Genomic DNA, 20,444 nt, shown 5'->3' on the forward strand with positions numbered 1-20,444 from the left:
CGTCACTCGGCGGCGGCGCGCAGCGCGGCCATCGACGTCACGGAGGCGGGCGCGGAACGGCCGGCGGACCCCGGCCCCGAACCGTCGTCCTCCGCCTCGGCATCACCGGCGCGCGCCGTGCGGGTCCAATCCTCCTCGCCGTAGATGCGGGTCAGCACGGTCGCGTCGAGCCCGGACGACGGCCCGTCGTAGACGACCTCGCCGGCCTTCAGCCCGACGATGCGGCCGAGGAACATCTGGGCGAGCGCGACGTCGTGGATGTTGACGATCGCGGCGAGGCGGCGCTCGGCGCAGACCTCGCCGATCAGTCGCATGATCTGCCGCGACGTCTTCGGATCGAGGCTCGCGGTCGGCTCGTCGATCAGCAGGAGGTCGGGATCCTGCAGCAGCGCGCGGGCGATGCCGACGCGCTGGCGCTGTCCGCCGGAGAGCGCGTCGGCGCGCTTGTCGACGTGATCGAGGAGGCCGACGCGGTCGAGCGTCGCGAAGGCGTTACGCACGTCGGCGGGCGGGAAGCGGCGCGCCAGGCTGCGCCAGAACGGGACCGTGCCGAGCCGACCGGCCAGCACGTTCTCCATCACGGTCAGCCGCTCGACCAGCGCGAACTCCTGGAAGATCATGCCCATGCGGCGGCGCAGCCGGCGCAATGCGCGACGCGACGCGCCCGTCACCTCGTCGTCGCCGAGGAAGATCCGGCCGGACGTCGGCTCGACCAGCCGGTTGACGCAGCGGATCAGCGTCGACTTGCCGGCGCCCGACGGGCCGATCAGGCCGATCACCTCGCCGGCCGGCACCACGAGGTCGACGCCGCGCAGCGCGGCGTCGCCGGTGCGGTACTGCTTTCGCAAGCCCTCGATCCGCAGCATGCGGGATCAGCCCTCGCCCGTGTCGGTGCTCGCGCGCACGACGCCTCGGCGCGTCAGCCCTTGCAATCGTAGGAGATGCCCATCGCCTTGTCGATGTCGCGCACCACCTCCCAATGCTGCTTGTAGGTGATCGGGATGAACTTCTCCTGCGGCGGCTCGGTCGACTGGAACTCCTTGAGGAGATCGCTGCCGGTCCAGTCGAACGAGAAGAACGCCTCCTTCACCTTGGCGGCGAGTTCGGGCTTCAGGTTGTAGACCATGCCGTAGCCGGTGGTCGGGAAGGTCTGCGACTTGTAGATCGAGACGAGCTGGTCCTTCTTGACCACGTTGCGGGCCAGCATGCGCAGCATCACCGAGTTGGCGATCGCGGCCACCGGATAGTCCTTGTTGGCCACGCCGATCACCGAGTTGTCGTGCTTGCCGGAGAACACCGGCTCGTAGTCCTTGCCGGGCTCGAGTCCGAACTTCTCCCGCAGCAGCGCCGACGGCGCCTTGTAGCCGGAGTTCGAGGTCTGCGACGTGAAGGCCATCTTCTTGCCGCGGATGTCCTCGGGCTTGGTCACGCCGGAGCCCGGATACGTGATGATCTCCATCTCGTAGCCGTACTCGCCCTTGAGCGAGGCCATCATGGCGAAGGGCACGAAGCCGGCGCAGTTGACGGCGATCGGGTTCGAGCCGGTGTTGAAGCCGGCGACGTGCAGGCGGCCGGCCCGCATCGCCTCGAGCTGGGCGGCGTTGGACTGGACCGGGAAGAACTGCACCTTCTTGCCCGTCACCTTCTCCATGTGGCGCAGGAAGCCGTCCCACACCTTGGCGTAGACGGCGGGATCCTCGACCGGCGTGTAGGCGAAGATCAACGTCGCGGGGTCGACCCACTGCTTCGGATCGGTCGGCGCGTCGGCGACGAGGTCGCCGTCGGCGTCGGTGTAGCGGGCGTCGAGCGCGGCGGCGGTGAACGGCTGCAGGGCGAGGGCAAGGGCGCCGAGAAGGGCGCCGAGGCGGCGAACGCGCATCGCGGAGATCTCCATGTGCGGCCCGCCGCGCGCCGGCGGCGGTCCGACGACGCGCCGCGGCCGCGGCCGGGATCCGACCCGGACGCCTAGGCCGCTCGTATTACAGTGATGTGACGGCTGCGACGGATTCGCCCGGCGAGGCCCAAAGCGACCCGCGTCTTTCTCGACTTTGCCTATTTGTTCGGCATGCCGACCTGTCTTGTATGCAATGAGAGTGGAGCCTCGGCGCCGCGGCAGCCTCGCACGGCTTCCCTCGCCACGCCCGTTCCCATCGGAGATTCAGCAGGTTCGCCGGATCGACCCGGCGCCCGCGCCGAGTTGGCACGCCGCTTGCGGGAGGTCTCACGCCCCGCGCCCCCGCCCTGCCATTCGGAGAACGAGAATGAAGCGTCGAGACGTCCTCAAGTCGATGACGGCCCTGGCGGCCGGCAGCATGCTCCCGGCCCCGGCGATCTGGTCGGAGGCGAAGGCCCAGGCCCGCAACGAGACGCTGCTGCTGGTCTCCGAGAGCGGCCCGAACAATCTCGACATTCACGGCGTCGGCACCAACCGCCCCGGCTACGAGGTCGCCTGGAACTGCTACGACCGGCTGATCTCGCACGGCACCAAGACGCTGGAGAACGGCGTCGCCTCCTACGACCGCGACAAATACACGCCCGAGCTCGCCGAGGACTGGACCGTCACCGACACGTCGGCAACCTTCAAGCTGCGCAAGGACGCGACCTTCCACGACGGCACGCCGGTGACGGCCAAGGACGTGAAGTGGTCGTTCGACCGCGCCGTCACGGTCGGCGGCTTCCCGACCTTCCAGATGAAGGCGGGCTCGCTGGAGAAGCCCGAGCAGTTCGTCGTCGTCGACGACCACACGTTCCGGGTCGACTTCATCCGCAAGGACAAGCTGACGATTCCGGACATCGCCGTCATCGTGCCGTCGATCTTCAACTCGGAGCTGATGAAGAAGAACGCCACCGAGAAGGATCCGTGGGCCATGGAGTACGCCAAGGCCAACACGGCCGGCGGCGGCGCCTACAAGGTGACGAAGTGGACGCCCGGCACCGAGGTGATCTACGAGCGCAACGAGACCTGGAAGGGCGGGCCGCTGCCCAAGATCAAGCGCATCGTGTGGCGCATGGTCCCGTCCGCCGGAAACCGGCGCGCCCTGATCGAGCGCGGCGATGCCGACATCTCGTTCGACCTGCCCAACAAGGACTTCGTCGAGCTGAGCCAGGCCGGCAAGGTGGCCGTGGTGTCGAGCCCGATCGGCAACGGCATCCAGTATATCGGCATGAACGTGACCAAGCCGCCCTTCGACAAGCTGGAGGTGAGGCAGGCCGTCGCCTACGCGATTCCTTATCAGAAGATCATGGACGCCGTGATGTTCGGCCTCGCCAAGCCGATGTTCGGCGCGCCGGAGGGGGCCGCGCTCTCGACCGCCTGGCCGCAGCCGCACGGCTACGTCACGGATCTCGCCAAGGCGAAGGCGCTGCTCGCCAAGGCCGGCCTGCCGAACGGCTTCGAGACGACGCTCTCGTTCGACCTCGGCTTCGCCGCCGTCAACGAGCCGCTGTGCGTGCTGGTGCAGGAGAGTCTCGCCCAGATCGGCATCAAGGCGACCATCAACAAGGTGCCGGGATCAAGCTGGCGCGCCGAGATGACCAAGAAGGAGATGCCGCTGATCTCCAACTTCTTCTCGGGCTGGCTCGATTATCCCGAGTACTTCTTCTTCTGGTGCTATCACGGCCAGAATTCGCTGTTCAACACCATGAGCTACCAGAACAAGGAGATGGACGCGCTGATCGACGCCGCCCGCAAGGCGGCCGCCGAGGGCGACACCGCCGCCTACGACAAGGACGTGACGGGCTTCGTCGCCAAGGCGTTCGCCGACGTGCCGCGCATCCCGCTGTTCCAGCCCTATCTGAACGCGGCGATGCAGAAGAGCGTCTCCGGCTATCGCTACTGGTTCCACCGCCAGCTCGACTACCGCACGCTGAGCAAGGCGTGAGCGCGACGTACAAATGAACCGAGCCGGCACAGCGCCGGCACTTCCTCTCCCCGCGTGCGGGGAGAGGGTGGCTCGGACCGAAGGTCCGAGTCGGGTGAGGGGGCGTCTCCGTATCCCCGAGAGGCCCCTCACCCGACGTCCGCGCCGATCGCGCGAACGTCGATCTCTCCCCGCACGCGGGGAGAGGTGAGACAGGCGCCACGCTGCGGAGCGCATCATGCCGACCCTGATCTTGAAACGCCTCGTGATGACGATCCCGAGCCTGATCGGGGTCGTGATCGTGACGTTCCTGCTCACCCGGGCGCTGCCCGGCGATCCGGCCGCCTATTTTGCGGGGCCCGCCGCCAGCGCCGAGGCGATCGAGCAGATCAGGTCGAAGCTCGGACTCGACCAGCCGCTCCCCGTCCAGTTCCTCGACTATGTCCGAGCGCTCTTTCGCGGTGACCTCGGCACCTCGCTGACCACCGGGCAGCCGGTGGCGGCCGAGATCGCGGCGCGGCTGCCCGCCTCGGCCGAGCTGACGCTGCTCGGGCTTCTTGTCTCGATGGCGATCGCCGTGCCGCTCGGCATCCTCGCCGCGACCAAGCCCGGCTCGATGGTCGACCACGCCTGCCGCATCGTCACCACGGCCGGCGTCTCCCTGCCGGTGTTCTTCACCGGGCTGATCCTGGTCTATGTGTTCTATTATCTGCTCGGCTGGGCGCCGGCGCCGCTCGGCCGGCTCGGGGTGTTCGACAGCGCGCCCCCGACCGTCACAGGCTTCTACCTGATCGACAGCCTTCTCGCGGGCGATCTCCCGACCTTCTGGGCGAGCCTGACGCAGCTCGCACTGCCCGCCATGACGCTCGGCATCTTCGCGCTCGCCCCGATCGCCCGGATGACGCGCGCCTCGATGCTCGCGGTGCTCTCCTCCGACTTCGTGCGCACCGCGCGCGCCTGCGGCCTCGCCTCTTATACGGTCGTGGTCACTTACGCCTTTCGGAATGCCATGCTGCCGGTGATCACGACGCTCGGCATGGTGTTCTCGTTCCTGCTCGGCGCCAACGTGCTGGTCGAGAAGGTGTTCGCCTGGCCCGGCATCGGCTCCTTCGCGGTCGAGGCCCTGATCGCCTCGGACTTCGCCCCCGTGCAGGGCTTCGTCCTCACCATGGCGGTGCTCTACGTCGCCCTCAATCTGGCGATCGACCTCCTCTACGGCCTGATCGACCCCCGCGCGAGGATGGACGCATGATGACTGGGATGATGGCATCCGAGCTGCAATGTCGCCGCGCGCTCCTCACCGACGCCGTCATCCTGAGGTGCCCGGCGCGGCCGGGCCTCGAAGGATGCGGCCACCAAGTCGGCGTCGCCGACTTGGCCTTCATTGGTGTCGATCTCGGGCAAGCCAGAGATCGATGCCGTCGCCCTTCGAGGCCCGCGCGTCCCGCGCGGCCACCTCAGGGTGACGGATTGGAGTGGATGTCATGACCGCCCTCGTCGCCACGCTGCGCCATGCGCGCTATGTCGTGTCGGAGAACCCGGTCACCGGGCTCGCCTTCGGGCTCTTCGTCGCCATCGTGCTCACCGCGCTGTTCGGTCCGTTCCTGGTGCCGCACGATCCGCTCGCCTCCAACACGGCGATGGCGCTGCAGCCGCCCTCGGCGCGATTCTGGTTCGGCACCGACCAGCTCGGCCGCGACATCTTCTCGCGCGTGATCGTCGCGACCCGGCTCGACTTCGGCATCGCCGTCGCCTCGGTCGTGCTCGTCTTCTGCATGGGCGGGCTCGCCGGCGTCGCGGCCGGCTTCTTCGGCGGCTGGACCGACCGCATCGTCGGCCGCATCGCCGACACCATCATGGCGTTCCCGCTGTTCGTGCTCGCCATGGGCATCGTCGCGGCGCTCGGCAACACGGTGCAGAACATCGTCATCGCCACCGCGATCGTGAACTTTCCCCTCTATGCCCGTGTCGCCCGCGCCGAGGCGAACGTCCGCCGCGAGGCCGGATTCGTGGAAGCAGCGCGGCTCTCCGGCAACGGCGAGTGGCGGATTCTCGTCTTCCAGATCCTGCCCAACGTGATTCCGATCCTGGTCGTGCAGATGTCGCTCACCATGGGCTACGCGATCCTCAACGCCGCCGGCCTCTCCTTCATCGGGCTCGGCGTGCGGCCGCCGACACCCGAGTGGGGCATCATGGTCGCCGAGGGGGCCGCCTTCATCGTCTCGGGCGAATGGTGGATCGCCTTCTTCCCCGGCCTCGCGTTGATGATCGCCGTGTTCTGCTTCAACCTGCTCGGCGACGGCCTGCGCGACATCGTCGACCCGCGGAGGCGGACGTGAGGGTGATCCAGCACGAGCAAGTCGTCGCCTCCGCACCGGGCGTTGCAACCGGCCCCCGTACCCTCTCCCATGGGGAGAGGGTCGGGAGCGAGCGTCAGCTCGCGACCGGGGTGAGGGGTTCCGACGCCGGCGTGGGCACCCCCTCACCCGCCGCGCTCCGCGCGGCGACCTCTCCCCGCAGGGGAGAGGTGAGCCGGAGGCCGCCGCCACGCTCGTCGGGAGGGAGCCGCCCATGACCGCCGCCCCGGCCCTTCTGGTCGAAGACCTCTCGGTCGCGTTCCGCACGCGGTCCGGCACGGTGCGGGCGCTGGAGCGCGTCAGCTTCGCGGTGCCCAAGGGCGAGACGCTGGCGATCGTCGGCGAATCGGGCTCCGGCAAGTCGGTGACGGCCTATGCCGTGATGGGAATTCTCGATCCGGCCGGGGAGATCACGTCCGGTCGCGCCGTGCTGGGCGGGCTCGATCTTCTGGCCGCGACCGCCGACGAGGTCGCCGCCGTGCGCGGGCGTGAGATCGCGATGATCTTCCAGAATCCGCGCACGGCCCTCAATCCCATCCGCCCGGTCGGCCGGCAGATCGCCGACGTGCTGATCCGCCATGCCAACGTGCCGCGCCGCGAGGCGCCGGAGCGCGCCGTCGACCTCCTGCGCGCCGTCGGCATCACGGATCCGGGGCGCCGCGCGAAGGCTTATCCGTTCGAGATGTCGGGGGGCATGTGCCAGCGCGTGATGATCGCCATCGCGCTCGCCGCGAAGCCCTCGGTGCTGATCGCCGACGAGCCGACCACCGGGCTCGACGTGACGACCCAGGCCGTGATCATGGATCTGATCGGCGACCTCGCCCGCGACATCGGCATGGCGACCATCTTCATCACCCACGATCTGGCGCTCGCCGCCCAGCGCGCCGACCGGATCGTGGTCATGCACGCGGGCCACGTGGTCGAGAACGCAGCGACCCGAGAACTGTTCGCGCGGCCGCGCCATCCCTACACGGCCGAGCTGATCGCCGCGACGCCCGACGCCGCCGCGAGCCTTGACGACCTCGCCTCGATCCCGGGCACGCTGCCCGATCTGCGCCGGCTCGACCTGCCGACCTGCCGCTATGCCGAGCGCTGCCCGCGCCGCCTCGCCGACTGCGACGCGGCGCTGCCGCCCGCCCTCGCGATCCCCGAGCACGTCGTCGCCTGCCGGAACCCGCTGTCATGACCGCACCCCTCGCCGTGACCGAGCACGCCGCCGTCATCCACGACGCGCCGCCGGCCGACATGCCGCTGCTCGACGTCGCCGAGCTGGAGAAGCGATTCCCGGTGAGCGGCACGATCGGGCCGCTCGGCCGGCTGCGCCGACGCATGAAGGGCGGCCCGACGCATCTGCCGCACGTCCACGCCGTCGACGACGTGAGCTTCGTGATCAGGAAGGGCGAGACGGTCGGGCTGGTCGGCGAATCCGGCTGCGGCAAGTCCACGCTGGTGCGCGTGCTCACTCGTCTGCTCGACCCGTCCGCCGGCATCGTTCGGCTCGGCGGTCGCGAATTGTCGCTCACGCCGGCCCGGCGCTTCGCGAAGGATCCGGACCGCGGCCGCATCCAGATGGTGTTCCAGGACGCCGGCGAGAGCATCAATCCGCGCTTCACCGCCTTCGCCGCGATCGCCGATCCGCTGCGAAGACTGCGCGGCCTCAAGGGGGCGGCGCTCACGGCGAAGGTCGAGCGTGCCGCCGATCAATGTGGGCTGCCGCGGGCGCTGCTGACCCGGTTCCCGCATCAGCTCTCCGGCGGCCAGCGCGCCCGCGTCGGCATCGCGCGCGCCGTCGCGGTCGAGCCCGACCTGCTGGTGCTCGACGAGCCGACCGCGGCGCTCGACGTCTCGGTGCAGGTCGTCATCCTGCAGCTCCTACAGACGCTCAAGGCCGATCTCGGCATGAGCTATCTGTTCGTCTCGCACGATCTCGGCGTCGTGCGGCTGATCTGCGACCGCGTGCTGGTGATGTATCTCGGCAAGATCGTCGAGTCCGGTCCGGCCCGCGACGTGTTCGCGAACCCGCTGCATCCCTACACGCGCGCCCTGGTCGACGCCGCGCCCAGCCTGCACGACCGCGGCGCGGGGCGCATCCGCCTGCAGGGCGAGCCGCGCTCGCCGATCGATCCCGACCCGAACGTCTGCCGCTTCTACGGCCGCTGCCCGAAGGGCACCGACCGCTGCAAGGCCGAGATGCCGACGCTGCGCCGCTTCGGCGACCGCGAGGTCGCCTGTCACTTCGCCGAGGAGATCACGTCCCGATGAGCAGCACCGACACCGGGCGGCGCACGCTCGCCGAGGAGCTGCGCCTGCAGCTCGCCGACGAGATCGTGCGCGGCGCGCTGCAGCCCGGCACGGCCCTCGACGAGAGCGAGCTCGCCCGCCGATTCAACGTGTCGCGCACGCCGGTGCGCGAGGCGATCCGACAGCTCGCGGCGAGTGGCCTCGTCGACTCGCGGCCGCATCGCGGCGCCGTGGTGGCGCGGCCGAGCGACGCCCAGGTGGTCGGCATGTTCGAGGCGATGGCCGAGCTCGAGGCGCTGTGCGCCGGCTTCGCCGCCGAGCGCATGACCGGCGCCGAGCGGCGCGCGCTCGAAGGCGTCCACGAGGATCTCGGCGCGCTCGTCCGGCTCGGCGATCCGCAGCGTTTCCACGAGGCCAACGAGGTCTTTCACGGCGCCGTCTACGCCGGCGCCCACAACGCCTATCTGACCGAGATCACAGTGGCGACGCGCGCCCGGCTGCAGCCGTTCCGGCGCGCCCAGTTCCGCAATCTCGGCCGGCTGGCGAAGTCCCACGCCGAGCACGACCGCGTCGTCCGGGCGATCCTGCGCGGCGACCGCGACGGCGCCGTCAAGGCCATGCAGGCCCACATCATGACGGTGTGCGAGGAGTACGGCGTCTACGCCGACACCCGCGGCGTGCTCACGCCGGAGCCGTCCCTTTCGCGAGAAACGCGCGCCACCCACCCGACGCCGTGATGTCGCGGGCACCGGCGACCGCCTCGGCCTCGACCAGGAAGCACTTGACGACGCGGCCGTCGGACAGCGTCGCGTTGCCGATCGACAGCGGCGACGGCACGGCGGCGACGAAACGGCCGAACGCTTGCGCCGACAGCGCCCACAGCTCCACCTCGATCGGCCCGCCCGAGCCGGCGGCGACGCGCAGGAGGCCGGGCTTCGGCGGCGTCGTGCCGGGCAGCGCGAACAGCCGATAGTCCGCCGCCGTGCGCGTGGTCTCCAGATAACGACCGCCGAGGCCGGTCAGCTCGTGATTGAGCGGCAGGCCGGTGAGATGCGCACCGACCGCGGCGAGCACGACCTCGCCCTCGCGCGCCCCCGGCGCGAGCGCGGGCAGCTCCGGCTGCGGCACGCCGAGCGCGCCGAGCGGCAGGCCTGTCTTCGCGTGCAGCATCCGCCCGAGCGACGCCAGCACCGCGTCACGGCCGGCCGGCGCGAGCAGCGTGACGCCGAACGGCGTGCCGTCCGCGGCGATGGTCGCCGGCACGGCGAGCCCCGCCATGTCGAGCAGATTGACGAAATTGGTGTAGGTGCCGAGCCGGCTGTTGAGGAGGATCGGCTCCGCCTCCACCTCCGCCACCGTGTAGGCGGCCGGCGCGGTCGGCACCATCAGCAGGTCGACATGGGCGAGCGTCTCGCGCGCCCGCACGCGCAGCTCCTGCAGCGTGTAGAAGGCCTGGAAGGCGTCGACGGCGGTCGGCCGGCTGCCGCCGAGCACGATCTCGCTGGTCACCGGATGCACGTCGTCGGGATGTGTCGCCATGAACTCGCCGACCGCGGCGAAGCGCTCGGCGACCCACGGGCCTTCGTAGAGCAGCCGCGCGGTGGCGTAGAACGGCGTCATGTCGAGGTCGACCAGCGTGGCGCCGAGCTCGGCCGCGATCTCCAGGGCGCGCAGGAACGCCGTCTCGGCGCGCCCGTCCCCGAAGAAGATTCGGTCGGCGTGGCGCGGCACGCCGATGCGCAGCCCGGCCGGCAGCGGTCCCGGCACCACGGCCGGGAAGCTGCGCGAAAAGGCGTCGGCCCGGTCCGGTCCCGCCATGGCGGCGAGCGCCAGATGAGCGTCGTCGGTGGTCAGCGCGAACACCGAGATGGTGTCGAGCGAGCGGCAGGCCGGCACGACGCCGGTCGCCGGGACGAGACCGAGGCTCGGCTTCAGGCCGACGATGTTGTTGAGGCCGGCCGGCACGCGCCCCGAGCCCGCCGTGTCGGTGCCGAGCGCCAGCGGCACGATCCCGGCGGCGACCGCGACGGCGGAGCCGGACGACGAGCCGCCGGGAACGAGCGCCGGGTCGTGCGGGTTGCGGGGCGTGCCGTAGGGCGAGCGCACGCCGACGAGGCCGGTGGCGAACTGATCCAGATTGGTCTTACCGATCACGATCGCGCCGGCGGCGCGCAGCCGCGCCACCGCGGTCGCATCGCGCGCCGGCATGTACGCGTAGCCCGGGCAGGCCGCCGTGGTCGGCAGGCCGGCGACGTCGATGTTGTCCTTCACGGCGATCGGGACGCCGTAGAGCGGCCTGCCGGCGGGGCCTTGCGCCGTGAGCGCGCGCGCTTCGGCGATTGCGTCGGCCTCGTCGCGCAGGGTGATGAAGAGTGCAGGATCGTCGTAGGCGCGGGCCCGCGCATAGGCGCGCGCGACCGTTTCGGCCGGATCGGCGCTGCGGCTGCGATGCGCGCTCACGATGTCGACCACGGTCTCCGCCACGGGCTCCCCCTCGTGCTGCCGGTCTGCACCGGATGTCTTGTCCTGCACATGCCTTGTCAGCACGAGATTCGTGCAAGCGCAATGCCACGATCACGGCGGCGCAGGATGACCGTTCGGACGCAACCTCGTGTCGCGGACGCGGTGCGGCGCCGCGTGAGCCGGGATCCACGACGGAAAGCCCGGGAACGATCCGAGATCGTGCTCCCTCACCCCTGACGCGTGCGCTGGCGGCGGATGTGCTCGATGATCGCCGAATTGTCCCAGTCGCCCTCGCCGGCCGCGATGCAGCCGGCCATCGCCTCGGCATAGGCGGCCGCGAAGGGCAGCGCCTGGCCGTGCTCGCGGGCCGTGCCGAGGATCAGGGCGAAGTCCTTGGCGGACTGCGCCACCTTGCCGGCGGTGGCGAAGTCGCGCGTGATCATCTTGCGACCCTTGACGTCCATGGCCTGCGAATAGGCGGCGGAGTTGCGCGCCGCCTCGAAGAAGGCGTCGAGCGGCAGGCCGAGGAGCTCGGCGTAGACGAGCCCCTCGGCGAGCGCCGCGCGGTTGAGGCCGAGAATCAGGTTGGTGGCGAGCTTCGCCTTGGCGCCGTTGCCGACCGGGCCGAGATGGAAGGACTTGGCGCAGACCGCCGCGACGATGTCCTTTGCCGAATCCAGCGCCGCCGCCTCGCCGCCGACCAGACACACCGCCTCGCCGCGCGCGACCTGATCGCTCGCCCCCGACAGCGGCGTCTCCAGGAAGCCGAGTCCTGTCGGCACGAGCCGCGCCGCGAGCGCCGCCATGCGGTCGGGATCGCAGGTCGCGAAGTTGAGGACGAGGCGGGTGCGGCGCGACGCCGGGTCGACCGACAGGAGCCCGCCCTCGCCCTCGATCACGCTCTCGACCTGATCGCTGTTGAACACCGCGATCAGCACGCGCTCGCAGCGCCGCGCGATCTCCGCGACCGTATCGACCGCGATGCCGCCGAGCCCGGCGAGGCGGGTGCGGGCGTCGGCCGCGATGTCGGTACCGACCACGGCGAAGCCGGCGCCGAGCAGACGCTGCGCCAGCGCCGTGCCGATGAGACCGAGGCCGATCAGGCCGACCGGCATGCGCGAATCCTGCATGGTGAGATCCTGACGATGGGACGGGGCTGTAAGGAAACGACGCGGACGGGGTCGAGGCGAGGCGGGTCGTCGCGACCCGGAGGTCGCCGACGCCGGCCCCTGTTCTAACGCGTCGCATCGGGCTTGTCAGCGACGGCGCGTCAGGTGCCGACCGGCCGGCCGGCGGAGCCCTCGGATCGCGAAGACGCTCAGCCGTGATGGCTGCGCTCGCCGTTGCCGCGCCGCGAGAAGTCGATGCGGTCGGCCGGCTGCGGCGTGCTGAACAAATAGCCCTGCGCTTGGCTGCAACCGGCCGCCTGGACGAGGCGGAACTGCTCCCAGGTCTCGACGCCTTCGGCCGTGGTCGCCATGTCGAGGGCGTGGGCGAGGCCGGTGACGGCGCTGACGATGGTGGCGCAATCGGTGCGCTGCGTCATCTCGCTCACGAAGCCGCGGTCGATCTTGATCTTGGAGAACGGGAACAGTCGCAGATAGCTCAACGACGAGTAGCCGACGCCGAAATCGTCGAGCACGATGTTGATACCGAGCCCGGCGAGCTCGGTCAGCATGCCCGTGATGGCGGCGTTCTTCTGAAGCAGCACCGATTCGGTGATCTCGATCTCCAGCCGCGCCGGCGGCAGGCCGGCGGTCGCGAGGATGCCGCGCACCATCGGCACCAGGCCCGGATCGCGGAACTGCACGAGCGAGAGGTTGACGGCGATCTTGATGTGCTCCGGCCACGCCATCGCATCCGCGCAGGCGCGGCGCAGAATCCATTCGCCGATCGCCATGATCGCGCCGGTGTCCTCGGCGATCGGGATGAAGCGGTCCGGCGGCAGGATCCCGAAGACGGGGTGATGCCAGCGCACCAGCGCCTCGACCCCGCACGGCATGCGGGTGCCGACGTCGACGATGATCTGATAATGGACGTCGAGCTCGCCACGGGCGAGGGCGTTGCGCAGGTCGATCTCCAGCACGTGCTGCATGCGGGCCTGTGCGTCCATCTCGGCCTCGAAGAACCGGACGCAGTGCCGACCCGCCGCCTTGGCCCGGTAGAGGGCAAGGTCGGCGTTCTTCAACAGCGTCGAGGTGTCGTCGCCATCCTCCGGGGCGAGCGCGATGCCGGCGCTGATGCCGATGCCGATGCGGCTACCGTCGACGTCGTAGGGCGCGCCGACGACGTCGAGCAGCGTGTCGGCGAGCTGCGCCGCGGCGCCGCGGCGGTCGCCGCCGCCGGGCATCAGGATGGCGAACTCGTCGCCGCCGAGGCGGCCGACCGTGCAGTCCTCCGGCACGTGCTTGCGCAGCCGCTCGGCCACCGCCCTGAGCAGTGCGTCGCCGACCGGATGGCCGAGCGAATCGTTGACCGCCTTGAACAGGTCGAGATCGAAGATGAACAGGGCGAATCCCTCGCCGGTGTCGTGCAGGCGGGCGAAGGCCTCGTCCATGCGCTCGCTGAACAACAGCCGGTTGGCGAGGTCGGTGAGCGCGTCGTGACGCGCCATGTGAGCGATGCGCCGGGCCGCCCGCTGGCGCTCGGTGACGTCCTCGTGGGTGGCCACCCAGCCGCCGTCCGGCGTCGCCTGATTGAGCACCGCGACGATGCGGCCGTCGGGCAGCTCGGTCTGCATGTAGATGCGGGTGCCGTCGCTGAGGCGGTCGAGCAGGCGGGCCCGATAATCGGCGATGTCGCCCATGAATGTGCCGGCGGCGAGGCGGCGGGCGAGGAGCTGGTCGAGCGTGGTGCCGGCCGGCGCATCGTAGGGCGTCAGCCCGTACATGCGCAGGTAGCGCTCGTTGCAGATCACCAGGCGCTGATCGCTGTCGAACATGCACAGGCCCTGCGACATGTTGTTGAGCGCCGTATCGAGCCGCGCATTGACCCGCTTGAGCTCCGCCGACGTCGCGGCGAGCGAGGATTCCGAGCGGGTCAGCCGGCGGAACTGGAGAATCAGGGCGCGCAGCAGCATCACGGCGGAGAGAACGGCGAGCAGAGTCGCGATCGCGATCAGCACGGCGCGACGCCGCCACGCCTCGAGCACCAGGTTCTCCGACACGGCGATGTCGACGACGAGCCGGAAGCGGTCGAGCGGCTGCACCGACACCCAACGAGGCTCCGGATCGAAGAAGCCGCCGCCCAGAAACGAGCCCCCGCCCTCCGCGACCACGCGGTACCACGGGGAGGTCGAGGGCAGCCGCTCGCCGGCCCAGCGGCGCGGATCCGGGAAGCGGGCCAGGATGGTTCCGTCGGTGCGGACGAGCAGGAAGGTGCGGCCGGTCAGGCTGGCGATCGAGCGCCAGATCCGCTCGAAATAGGCGATCTCGAAGCCGGCCGTGACGACGCCGAGATACTCGCCGCGATCGCTCACGATCGCCTTGCTGAAATAGATCGTGGTCTCGCCGGTGACGCGGCTCACCAGTGGCGTGCTGACGAACAGCGCGTCGGACGGCTTGCCGCCGAACGTGGTGACGTATTCGCGGTCGCCGAGATTCATCGTGAGCGGCGGCCACGCCCGGGTCGTGTTGACGGTCTCGCCGTCACGGTTGGTGATCGTGATCACGGCGCGGCCGGGCAGCCGGCGGAGACGATCGTTGAGCGTCTGGAACACCACCTCGGAGCCGAAGTGGCGGCGAAACGCCTCCTCGCTGTCGATGTGCACCGCGGCGGCGCGCTCGCGAACCTCGTCGAGAATGTCGACGAGCGGCTCAACCGCCCCGGCGATCTGATCGCCGATCAGCAGGGCGATGTTCTCCGAGTCGCGCACCGATACGCGGATCGCGTCCGACCTGAGACCCCAGACGGTCAGGCCGATCGCCAGAAGCCCGATTCCGATCAGGGCTCCGGCGACCGCGATCAGCGCATGGAACGGCAGAACGAGTCCGCGCGCCTTCATGTGGTCCCCACCAACACTCGGCCTATTCTGGACGGCGAAGGTGGAGGAATCGACTCAACTCCCGGTATTTTCTCGTCGGCCGTTACCGGAAGGTTAATCACGCGGGTGAGCCGGGCGAAGCCGATCTCCCATCATCCGAGGCCGCGAACGATCGCCTCTCGCGCGATCTCGGTGAAGACTTCTCATTTCACGGGAAAATCCCACACCCGCAGCGGTGGCGTCGGCCCGCCATAGTCGAAATGCCACCACTCGAGGCGGTAGTTGCGGAAGCCTTCCGCCGCCAGCGCGCCGACCAACCGGTCGCGATTCGCCCGCGCCGCGGGTGCGACCCGGGCGGCCGTCGCGCTCGCCGCCGCCGAGCAATCGTAGGCCGTGCCCATGTCGAGGCTCGACTCGCGCGCTCGCTGCGCGAAGGGGCCGTCGCACGGGCCGGCCTCGCGCGGCGTCGGCAGGTCGGGCTCGTCGGCCCGCACCAGCCCGACATCGACCGCGATGCCGAGCGAATGGCGGGAGCGCTTGGCGATGTAGCCGAGCGCGAACTGCTGCGACTTGTGGATCGCCGGCGAGAAGATCGGCGCCATGCGGTCGGGCTCGGGACTCTGCGCCCACGCGACGAAGGCGCGCACCGCCCGCTCCGGCCGATAGCAGTCGTAGACCTTCAGCGAATAACCCTCGGCCAGCAGGCGCGCCTGGGCGCGGGCGAGCGCGTCGGCGACCGGCCGCAGCAGGATGCATTCGCCGGCCAGATACCCCGGCACGCGCCGTCCGGTGAAGTTGAACGGCCCGGCATAACGCATGTCCTGGCGGATCGAGGGATCACGCTCGCGCAGCCGCACGAAGCCCTCCGGCAACCCGGCCGACTGGGCCACGGCCGGCGCGATCGCGCCCGTCGCCGAGAGCGCCGCCGCGATCGACACGACCGCCGTCACGGCCCCGAGAGACTCCGCCCGTCGCATGCGCATCCTCAGATCCCGGCCGGCAACGCGACGACGTCGTAGGCGTGGACGATGCGTCGCTCGCGCTGCGGATCGAACAGCTCGTAGGCGAAGCGCGACGACGGCCGGATGCCGCCGATCGCCGCGAAGGTGCCGCAGTAGAGCGCCGTGCCCTCCGGCAGATCCTCACGTCCTACGAAGGCGCGCATCAGGTCGCCGGGCGGCAGGATCGCGCCGACCGTGCCTTCCTGATAGAGGCGCGTCTCGCCGTGCTCGACGATCCAGGAGCGCAGGATCAGCGAGTCCCAATGGTCGGCGACGTCGTCGAAGGCCCACAGGTCGGGCGCGATCGGCTTGTCGCACATCTGCTTCGCCACGTGCGGCTCGCTGCGCTCGATCCGCCGGTCGGTATGGTCAGAGCCGACCCCGACCCACAGGCCGCGACCGTCGCGCACCAGCACCACCTCGACCTCGCCCGACGACTCGCTCCCGACCACCTCGATGGCGTCCGCCGAGGTCAGCCGATGGGTCGAGATGCGCCGGAACTGCGGCGTCGAGGGCGGGCGCGGAATGCCGAGCGCCTCCATCTCGGCGACGCGCAGATCGCGCCCGGTCGGGTCGCGGCTGGTCCACACCGCGATCACGACGGTACGCAGCTCGATCGGGCGCCGATCCATGGCGCTGCCGCTCAGCGTCCGGAACGTCAGGGTCTCGGCAGGCATGTGGTCCTGTCCTGGCTGCCGCCCGGGCGCGGCCCGGGCGCGTGGTCCGGCACGCCAGCGCGGTCTGCCCAGGTCGCCCGCGGTCGCGGGCCGGATCCCAACCGAACCATAGCCCTTCCCGAAAAGCACCGACAACTAAGGGACGTTCCGGGTCGTGATCCGGGCGAGCTCGCGCACCGCGCCGGCGGTCCGGATCAGGGTCGGCACGGCTTGGCTTGCGGCATCCCGTTCGACTACGGTCGCGGCGCGCCGTCCCGGCGATTCGGGCTCGTCATGCCGCTCCGCCTCGTCTTCATGGGCACGCCGGATTTCGCCGTGCCGACCTTCCTCGAAATCGTCGGTCGCGGCCACGAGGTCGTCGCCGTCTACACGCGCGCGCCGAAACCGGCGGGCCGCGGCATGGCGCTGCAGCCGACCCCGATCGAGGAGGAGGCGCGCCGCCTCGCCATCCCCGTGCTGACCCCGAAGACGCTGCGCAACGAGGAGGCGCAGGCGACGTTCCGGGCGCACGACGCCGACGCCGCCGTCGTGGTCGCCTACGGGCTCATCCTGCCGAAGCCGGTGCTCGACGCGCCGCGGCTCGGCTGCTTCAACCTGCATGCCTCGGCGCTGCCGCGCTGGCGCGGCGCCGCGCCGATCAACCGCGCCGTGATGGCGGGCGATCCCGAGACGGCCGTGATGGTGATGCGCATGGAGGAGGGGCTCGACACCGGCCCGATCGCCATGGCCGAGCGGCTCGCCATCGCGCCCGACATGACGGCCGGCGACCTGCACGACGCGCTCGCGCGGCTCGGCGCCGACCTGATGGCGCGAGCCCTCGCCGCACTGGAGCGCGGCCCCCTCGCGCTGACCCCGCAACCCGAAGCGGGCGTCACCTACGCGGCCAAGATCGAGAAGGCGGAAGCCCGCATCGACTGGACGAAGCCGTGGACCGCCGTGCACGACCACGCCCGCGGCCTGTCGCCGTTTCCCGGCGCCTGGTTCGAACTGCCCGAGGCGAAGGGCCCGGCCCGCATAAAAGTGCTGCGCACGACGCGCGGCGACGGATCGGGGCCGCCCGGCACCGTGCTGGACCACCGGCTCACGATCGCGTGCGGCGACGGGGCCGTGCGCATCCTGCAGCTCCAGCGGGCCGGCCGCCAGCCGATGACGGCGGACGAGTTTCTGCGCGGCACGGCGGTCGAGCCCGGCACCGTGCTCGCGTGAACGGCGTGCTCGCGAGAACGGCGTGCTGACGTGAACGGTGTGCCGACGTGAACGGTGTGCTGACGTGAACGACTTGCCGGCCTGACGACATGCCGGCCGAAGGAACCGAAATGCCGCGTTACAAGCTGACCATCGAATACAACGGCGCGCCCTTCGTCGGCTGGCAGGTCCAGCAGAACGGCGTCTCGGTGCAGGGCGTGCTGGAGGAGGCGTTCGCGGCCTTCGCGGGCGAGCCCGTGACCGTGAAGGGCGCCGGCCGCACCGACGCCGGCGTCCACGCGCTCGGCCAGGTCGCCCATGTCGATCTGGCGAAGCGCTTCGACACCGACACGGTGCGGGACGCGGCGAACGCCCATCTGCGGCCGCATCCGGTCGCCGTGCTCTCCGCCGAGGACGCGGCCGACGACTTCGACGCGCGCTTCTCGGCGACGCGCCGCCACTACATGTATCGCATCGTCAACCGCCGCGCGCCGCTGGCGCTCGACGAGGATCGCGCCTTCCGGGTGCCGAAGGCGCTCGACGTGCCGGCCATGCACGCGGCGGCGCAGCGCCTCCTCGGCAGGCACGACTTCACCACGTTCCGGGCGGCCGAGTGCCAGGCGCAGTCGCCCGAGAAGACGCTCGACCGGCTCGACGTCGACCGCTCCGGCGACGACATCCTGATCACCGCGGTGGCGCGCTCGTTCCTGCATCATCAGGTGCGCTCGATGGTCGGCTCGCTGGTGATGGTCGGCGACGGCCGCTGGAGCGGCGACGATCTCTTCGCCGCCCTGATGGCGCGTGACCGCGCCGCCTGCGGGCCGGTCGCCCCGCCCGACGGCCTTTATCTGGTCGCCGTGGAGTATTGAGCACCGCCGTCGTTCCGGGGCGCCGCGCAGCGGCGAACCCGGAATCCAATCGCAAACTCGGAGTATGTCGCTGGATTCCGGGTTCGCGCCTTCGGCGCGCCCCGGAATGACCATCACCCGAAATACCGCACAAAAATCTCACGATAGATCGCGGTGAGGGCGATCAGGTCCGCCACCGGCACGCGCTCGTCGATGCCGTGCATCGAGGCGTTGACCAGGCCGAACTCGACCACCGGGCAGTAATTCTTGATGAAGCGCGCGTCCGACGTGCCGCCCGAGGTCGAGAGCTCGGCCTGACGCCCGGTGACGGACGTGATCACGTCGCCGACCAGAGTCACGAACGGACCCGGCGCGGTGAGGAACGCCTCGGCGTTGGACGGCTCCCAATCGATACGGAACCGTGCACCCTGCGCGGCGGCCGCGGCGCGCGCCTCGATCAGGGCGCGCAGCGAGCCTTGCGTATGCAGATCGTTGAAGCGGATGTTGAAGCGCGCCCGCGCCTCGGCCGGGATCACGTTGACGGTCTTGTTGCCGACGTCGATCGAGGTGAACTCGAGATTGGACGGGTCGAAGTGATCGGTGCCGGCGTCCAGCGGCTCGGCGAGCAGGGCCGCGACCATGCGCACGACGGACCGTACCGGATTGTCGGCAAGATGCGGATAGGCGACGTGGCCTTGCGTGCCGGTCACGACCAGGGTGCCGTTCTGCGACCCGCGCCGGCCGATCTTGATCATGTCCCCGAGCGTCTCGGGGTTCGTGGGCTCACCCAGGATGCAGTGGTCGAACTTTTCGCCGCGCTCGGCCGCCCACTTCAAGAGCTTCACGCTGCCGTTGACGGCGACGCCCTCCTCGTCGCCGGTGAGCAGGAACGACAGCGTGCCCTTCGGCCGACCGCCGTTCGCGGCGAGATGATCGAGTGCGGCGGCGAGCGCGCAGGCGACCGCGCCCTTCATGTCGACGGCGCCGCGGCCGTAGAGAACCCCGTCCGCCACGTCCCCGGCGAAAGGCGGGTGCGTCCATTGCGCCTCGTCGCCCGGCGGCACCACGTCGGTGTGGCCGGCGAAGACGAGATGCGGGCCGCCGTGGCCGATGCGAGCGTGGAGATTCTGAACGGCCGCGTGGCCGGGCTCGGAGAACACCGGCCGCTCGACCGTGAACCCGGCGCGCGAAAGAATGTCGGCGACGAGCGCCAGCGCGCCGCCCTCGGCCGGCGTCACCGACGGGCAGCGCAGGAGATCACGGGCGATGGCGACGACGTCGGCCGGCATGGTTGTCACTCCGCCCGCCCGTTGCCGTGCGGCCGGCCGCTCGCCGGCGCCGGTCCCCAGCGGTTCGGCCCCGGCGTGCCGGGTCGGAAGCCGAGATCGACGATGAGGGCGAGCGCGAAGATCAGCCACGGCACGGTGAGCACCAGGAGGAGCGCGCTGGGTTCCTCCGACGTTCCCGCCGCACCGATCACGAACAGGAAATCGATGACGACGCTGATCGCGAAGAACGCGCCGGGGATCACGGTCGGCATGCCGCGGTCGTGGCCGCGCTTCGCCATGATGGCGAATTCGGGATAGCTGAAGGCCAGGCTGACGATCGAGGTGAGCCGCTCGCCCTCGATGGCGGCGGCGATGGCGTGGCAGCCGAGCTCCACGGCCATCACGGCGACGAGGGCGATCCAGAAGGTCTTGCGGCCGATGCGGCCGTCGAACCCGAACAGGACGTCATGCCAGCTCATGTCGTCCCCCAGCTCGCTGCGTCAGCCGTCATTCCGGGGCGCACCGACGGTGCGAACCCGGAATCCACCGCCAACCACTGAAC

At 70.4% G+C, this 20,444-nt stretch carries 17 protein-coding genes; 8 read left to right on the top strand and 9 right to left on the bottom strand.

What is annotated here, in order from left to right:
* Positions 1-2: 2 nt before the first annotated feature.
* Positions 3-866 (bottom strand): phosphonate ABC transporter ATP-binding protein, encoded by an 864-nt coding sequence (phnC, locus tag ACFSOX_RS05505; protein ID WP_378476791.1) that lies wholly within the window; start codon positions 864-866, stop codon positions 3-5.
* Positions 867-919: 53 nt separating this feature from the next.
* Positions 920-1,879, bottom strand: a complete 960-nt coding sequence (gene phnD / locus ACFSOX_RS05510; protein ID WP_378476792.1) for a phosphate/phosphite/phosphonate ABC transporter substrate-binding protein — start codon at positions 1,877-1,879, stop codon at positions 920-922.
* A gap of 382 nt (positions 1,880-2,261) precedes the next feature.
* Between phnD and ACFSOX_RS05515 the strand changes: the two genes are divergently transcribed.
* The 6 genes from ACFSOX_RS05515 (at position 2,262) to ACFSOX_RS05540 (ending at position 9,195) form a co-directional block, all read left to right on the top strand.
* Complete coding sequence (locus tag ACFSOX_RS05515; protein ID WP_378476793.1) at positions 2,262-3,881, top strand: ABC transporter substrate-binding protein; 1,620 nt, start codon at positions 2,262-2,264, stop codon at positions 3,879-3,881.
* Between the two features lie 217 nt (positions 3,882-4,098).
* Entirely contained in the window at positions 4,099-5,112 is a 1,014-nt protein-coding gene (locus ACFSOX_RS05520) for an ABC transporter permease (RefSeq protein ID WP_378476794.1), read from the top strand.
* Positions 5,113-5,344: 232 nt separating this feature from the next.
* Positions 5,345-6,199 carry an ABC transporter permease gene (locus tag ACFSOX_RS05525; protein ID WP_378476795.1) on the top strand — a complete coding sequence of 285 codons (855 nt, stop codon included), beginning with the start codon at positions 5,345-5,347 and terminating at the stop codon, positions 6,197-6,199.
* A gap of 232 nt (positions 6,200-6,431) precedes the next feature.
* Positions 6,432-7,403 (top strand): ABC transporter ATP-binding protein, encoded by a 972-nt coding sequence (locus tag ACFSOX_RS05530; protein ID WP_378476796.1) that lies wholly within the window; start codon positions 6,432-6,434, stop codon positions 7,401-7,403.
* Positions 7,400-8,479 (top strand): oligopeptide/dipeptide ABC transporter ATP-binding protein, encoded by a 1,080-nt coding sequence (locus tag ACFSOX_RS05535; RefSeq protein WP_378476797.1) that lies wholly within the window; start codon positions 7,400-7,402, stop codon positions 8,477-8,479. Before ACFSOX_RS05530 ends, ACFSOX_RS05535 begins: the two co-directional genes overlap by 4 nt.
* Positions 8,476-9,195: a GntR family transcriptional regulator gene (locus ACFSOX_RS05540; RefSeq protein WP_378476798.1), complete on the top strand. Its 720-nt coding sequence runs from the start codon at positions 8,476-8,478 to the stop codon at positions 9,193-9,195. Before ACFSOX_RS05535 ends, ACFSOX_RS05540 begins: the two co-directional genes overlap by 4 nt.
* On the opposite strand, the gene atzF is transcribed toward ACFSOX_RS05540, so the two are convergent.
* The 5 genes from atzF to ACFSOX_RS05565 all read right to left on the bottom strand — a co-directional run bounded on the left by atzF (position 9,140) and on the right by ACFSOX_RS05565 (position 16,581).
* On the bottom strand, positions 9,140-10,942 hold the full coding sequence (atzF, locus tag ACFSOX_RS05545; RefSeq protein ID WP_378476799.1) for an allophanate hydrolase: 1,803 nt from the start codon (positions 10,940-10,942) through the stop codon (positions 9,140-9,142). The genes ACFSOX_RS05540 and atzF overlap by 56 nt on opposite strands.
* Positions 10,943-11,148: 206 nt before the next feature.
* Positions 11,149-12,051 carry an NAD(P)-dependent oxidoreductase gene (locus ACFSOX_RS05550; protein WP_378476800.1) on the bottom strand — a complete coding sequence of 301 codons (903 nt, stop codon included), beginning with the start codon at positions 12,049-12,051 and terminating at the stop codon, positions 11,149-11,151.
* A 188-nt stretch (positions 12,052-12,239) separates the two neighbouring features.
* Positions 12,240-14,924, bottom strand: a complete 2,685-nt coding sequence (locus ACFSOX_RS05555; RefSeq protein WP_378476801.1) for a bifunctional diguanylate cyclase/phosphodiesterase — start codon at positions 14,922-14,924, stop codon at positions 12,240-12,242.
* A gap of 182 nt (positions 14,925-15,106) precedes the next feature.
* A complete protein-coding gene (locus ACFSOX_RS05560) occupies positions 15,107-15,886 on the bottom strand; it encodes a M15 family metallopeptidase (RefSeq protein WP_378476802.1) in 780 nt (259 codons plus the stop codon).
* A gap of 2 nt (positions 15,887-15,888) precedes the next feature.
* Positions 15,889-16,581, bottom strand: a complete 693-nt coding sequence (locus ACFSOX_RS05565) for a DUF2848 domain-containing protein (RefSeq protein WP_378476803.1) — start codon at positions 16,579-16,581, stop codon at positions 15,889-15,891.
* A gap of 273 nt (positions 16,582-16,854) precedes the next feature.
* Here ACFSOX_RS05565 and fmt point away from each other — a divergent pair, with 273 nt between their 5' ends.
* A complete protein-coding gene (fmt, locus tag ACFSOX_RS05570) occupies positions 16,855-17,787 on the top strand; it encodes a methionyl-tRNA formyltransferase (protein ID WP_378476804.1) in 933 nt (310 codons plus the stop codon).
* Positions 17,788-17,897: 110 nt separating this feature from the next.
* Complete coding sequence (gene truA, locus ACFSOX_RS05575) at positions 17,898-18,635, top strand: tRNA pseudouridine(38-40) synthase TruA (RefSeq protein ID WP_378476805.1); 738 nt, start codon at positions 17,898-17,900, stop codon at positions 18,633-18,635.
* 113 nt (positions 18,636-18,748) lie between these two features.
* On the opposite strand, the gene dapE is transcribed toward truA, so the two are convergent.
* Positions 18,749-19,903, bottom strand: a complete 1,155-nt coding sequence (dapE, locus tag ACFSOX_RS05580) for a succinyl-diaminopimelate desuccinylase (protein WP_378476806.1) — start codon at positions 19,901-19,903, stop codon at positions 18,749-18,751.
* A gap of 5 nt (positions 19,904-19,908) precedes the next feature.
* Entirely contained in the window at positions 19,909-20,361 is a 453-nt protein-coding gene (locus tag ACFSOX_RS05585) for a DUF805 domain-containing protein (RefSeq protein ID WP_378476807.1), read from the bottom strand.
* Positions 20,362-20,444: the final 83 nt, after the last annotated feature.

Source organism: Rhodoplanes azumiensis, from assembly GCF_042682915.1.
Taxonomy (GTDB): Bacteria; Pseudomonadota; Alphaproteobacteria; order Rhizobiales; family Xanthobacteraceae; genus Rhodoplanes; species Rhodoplanes azumiensis.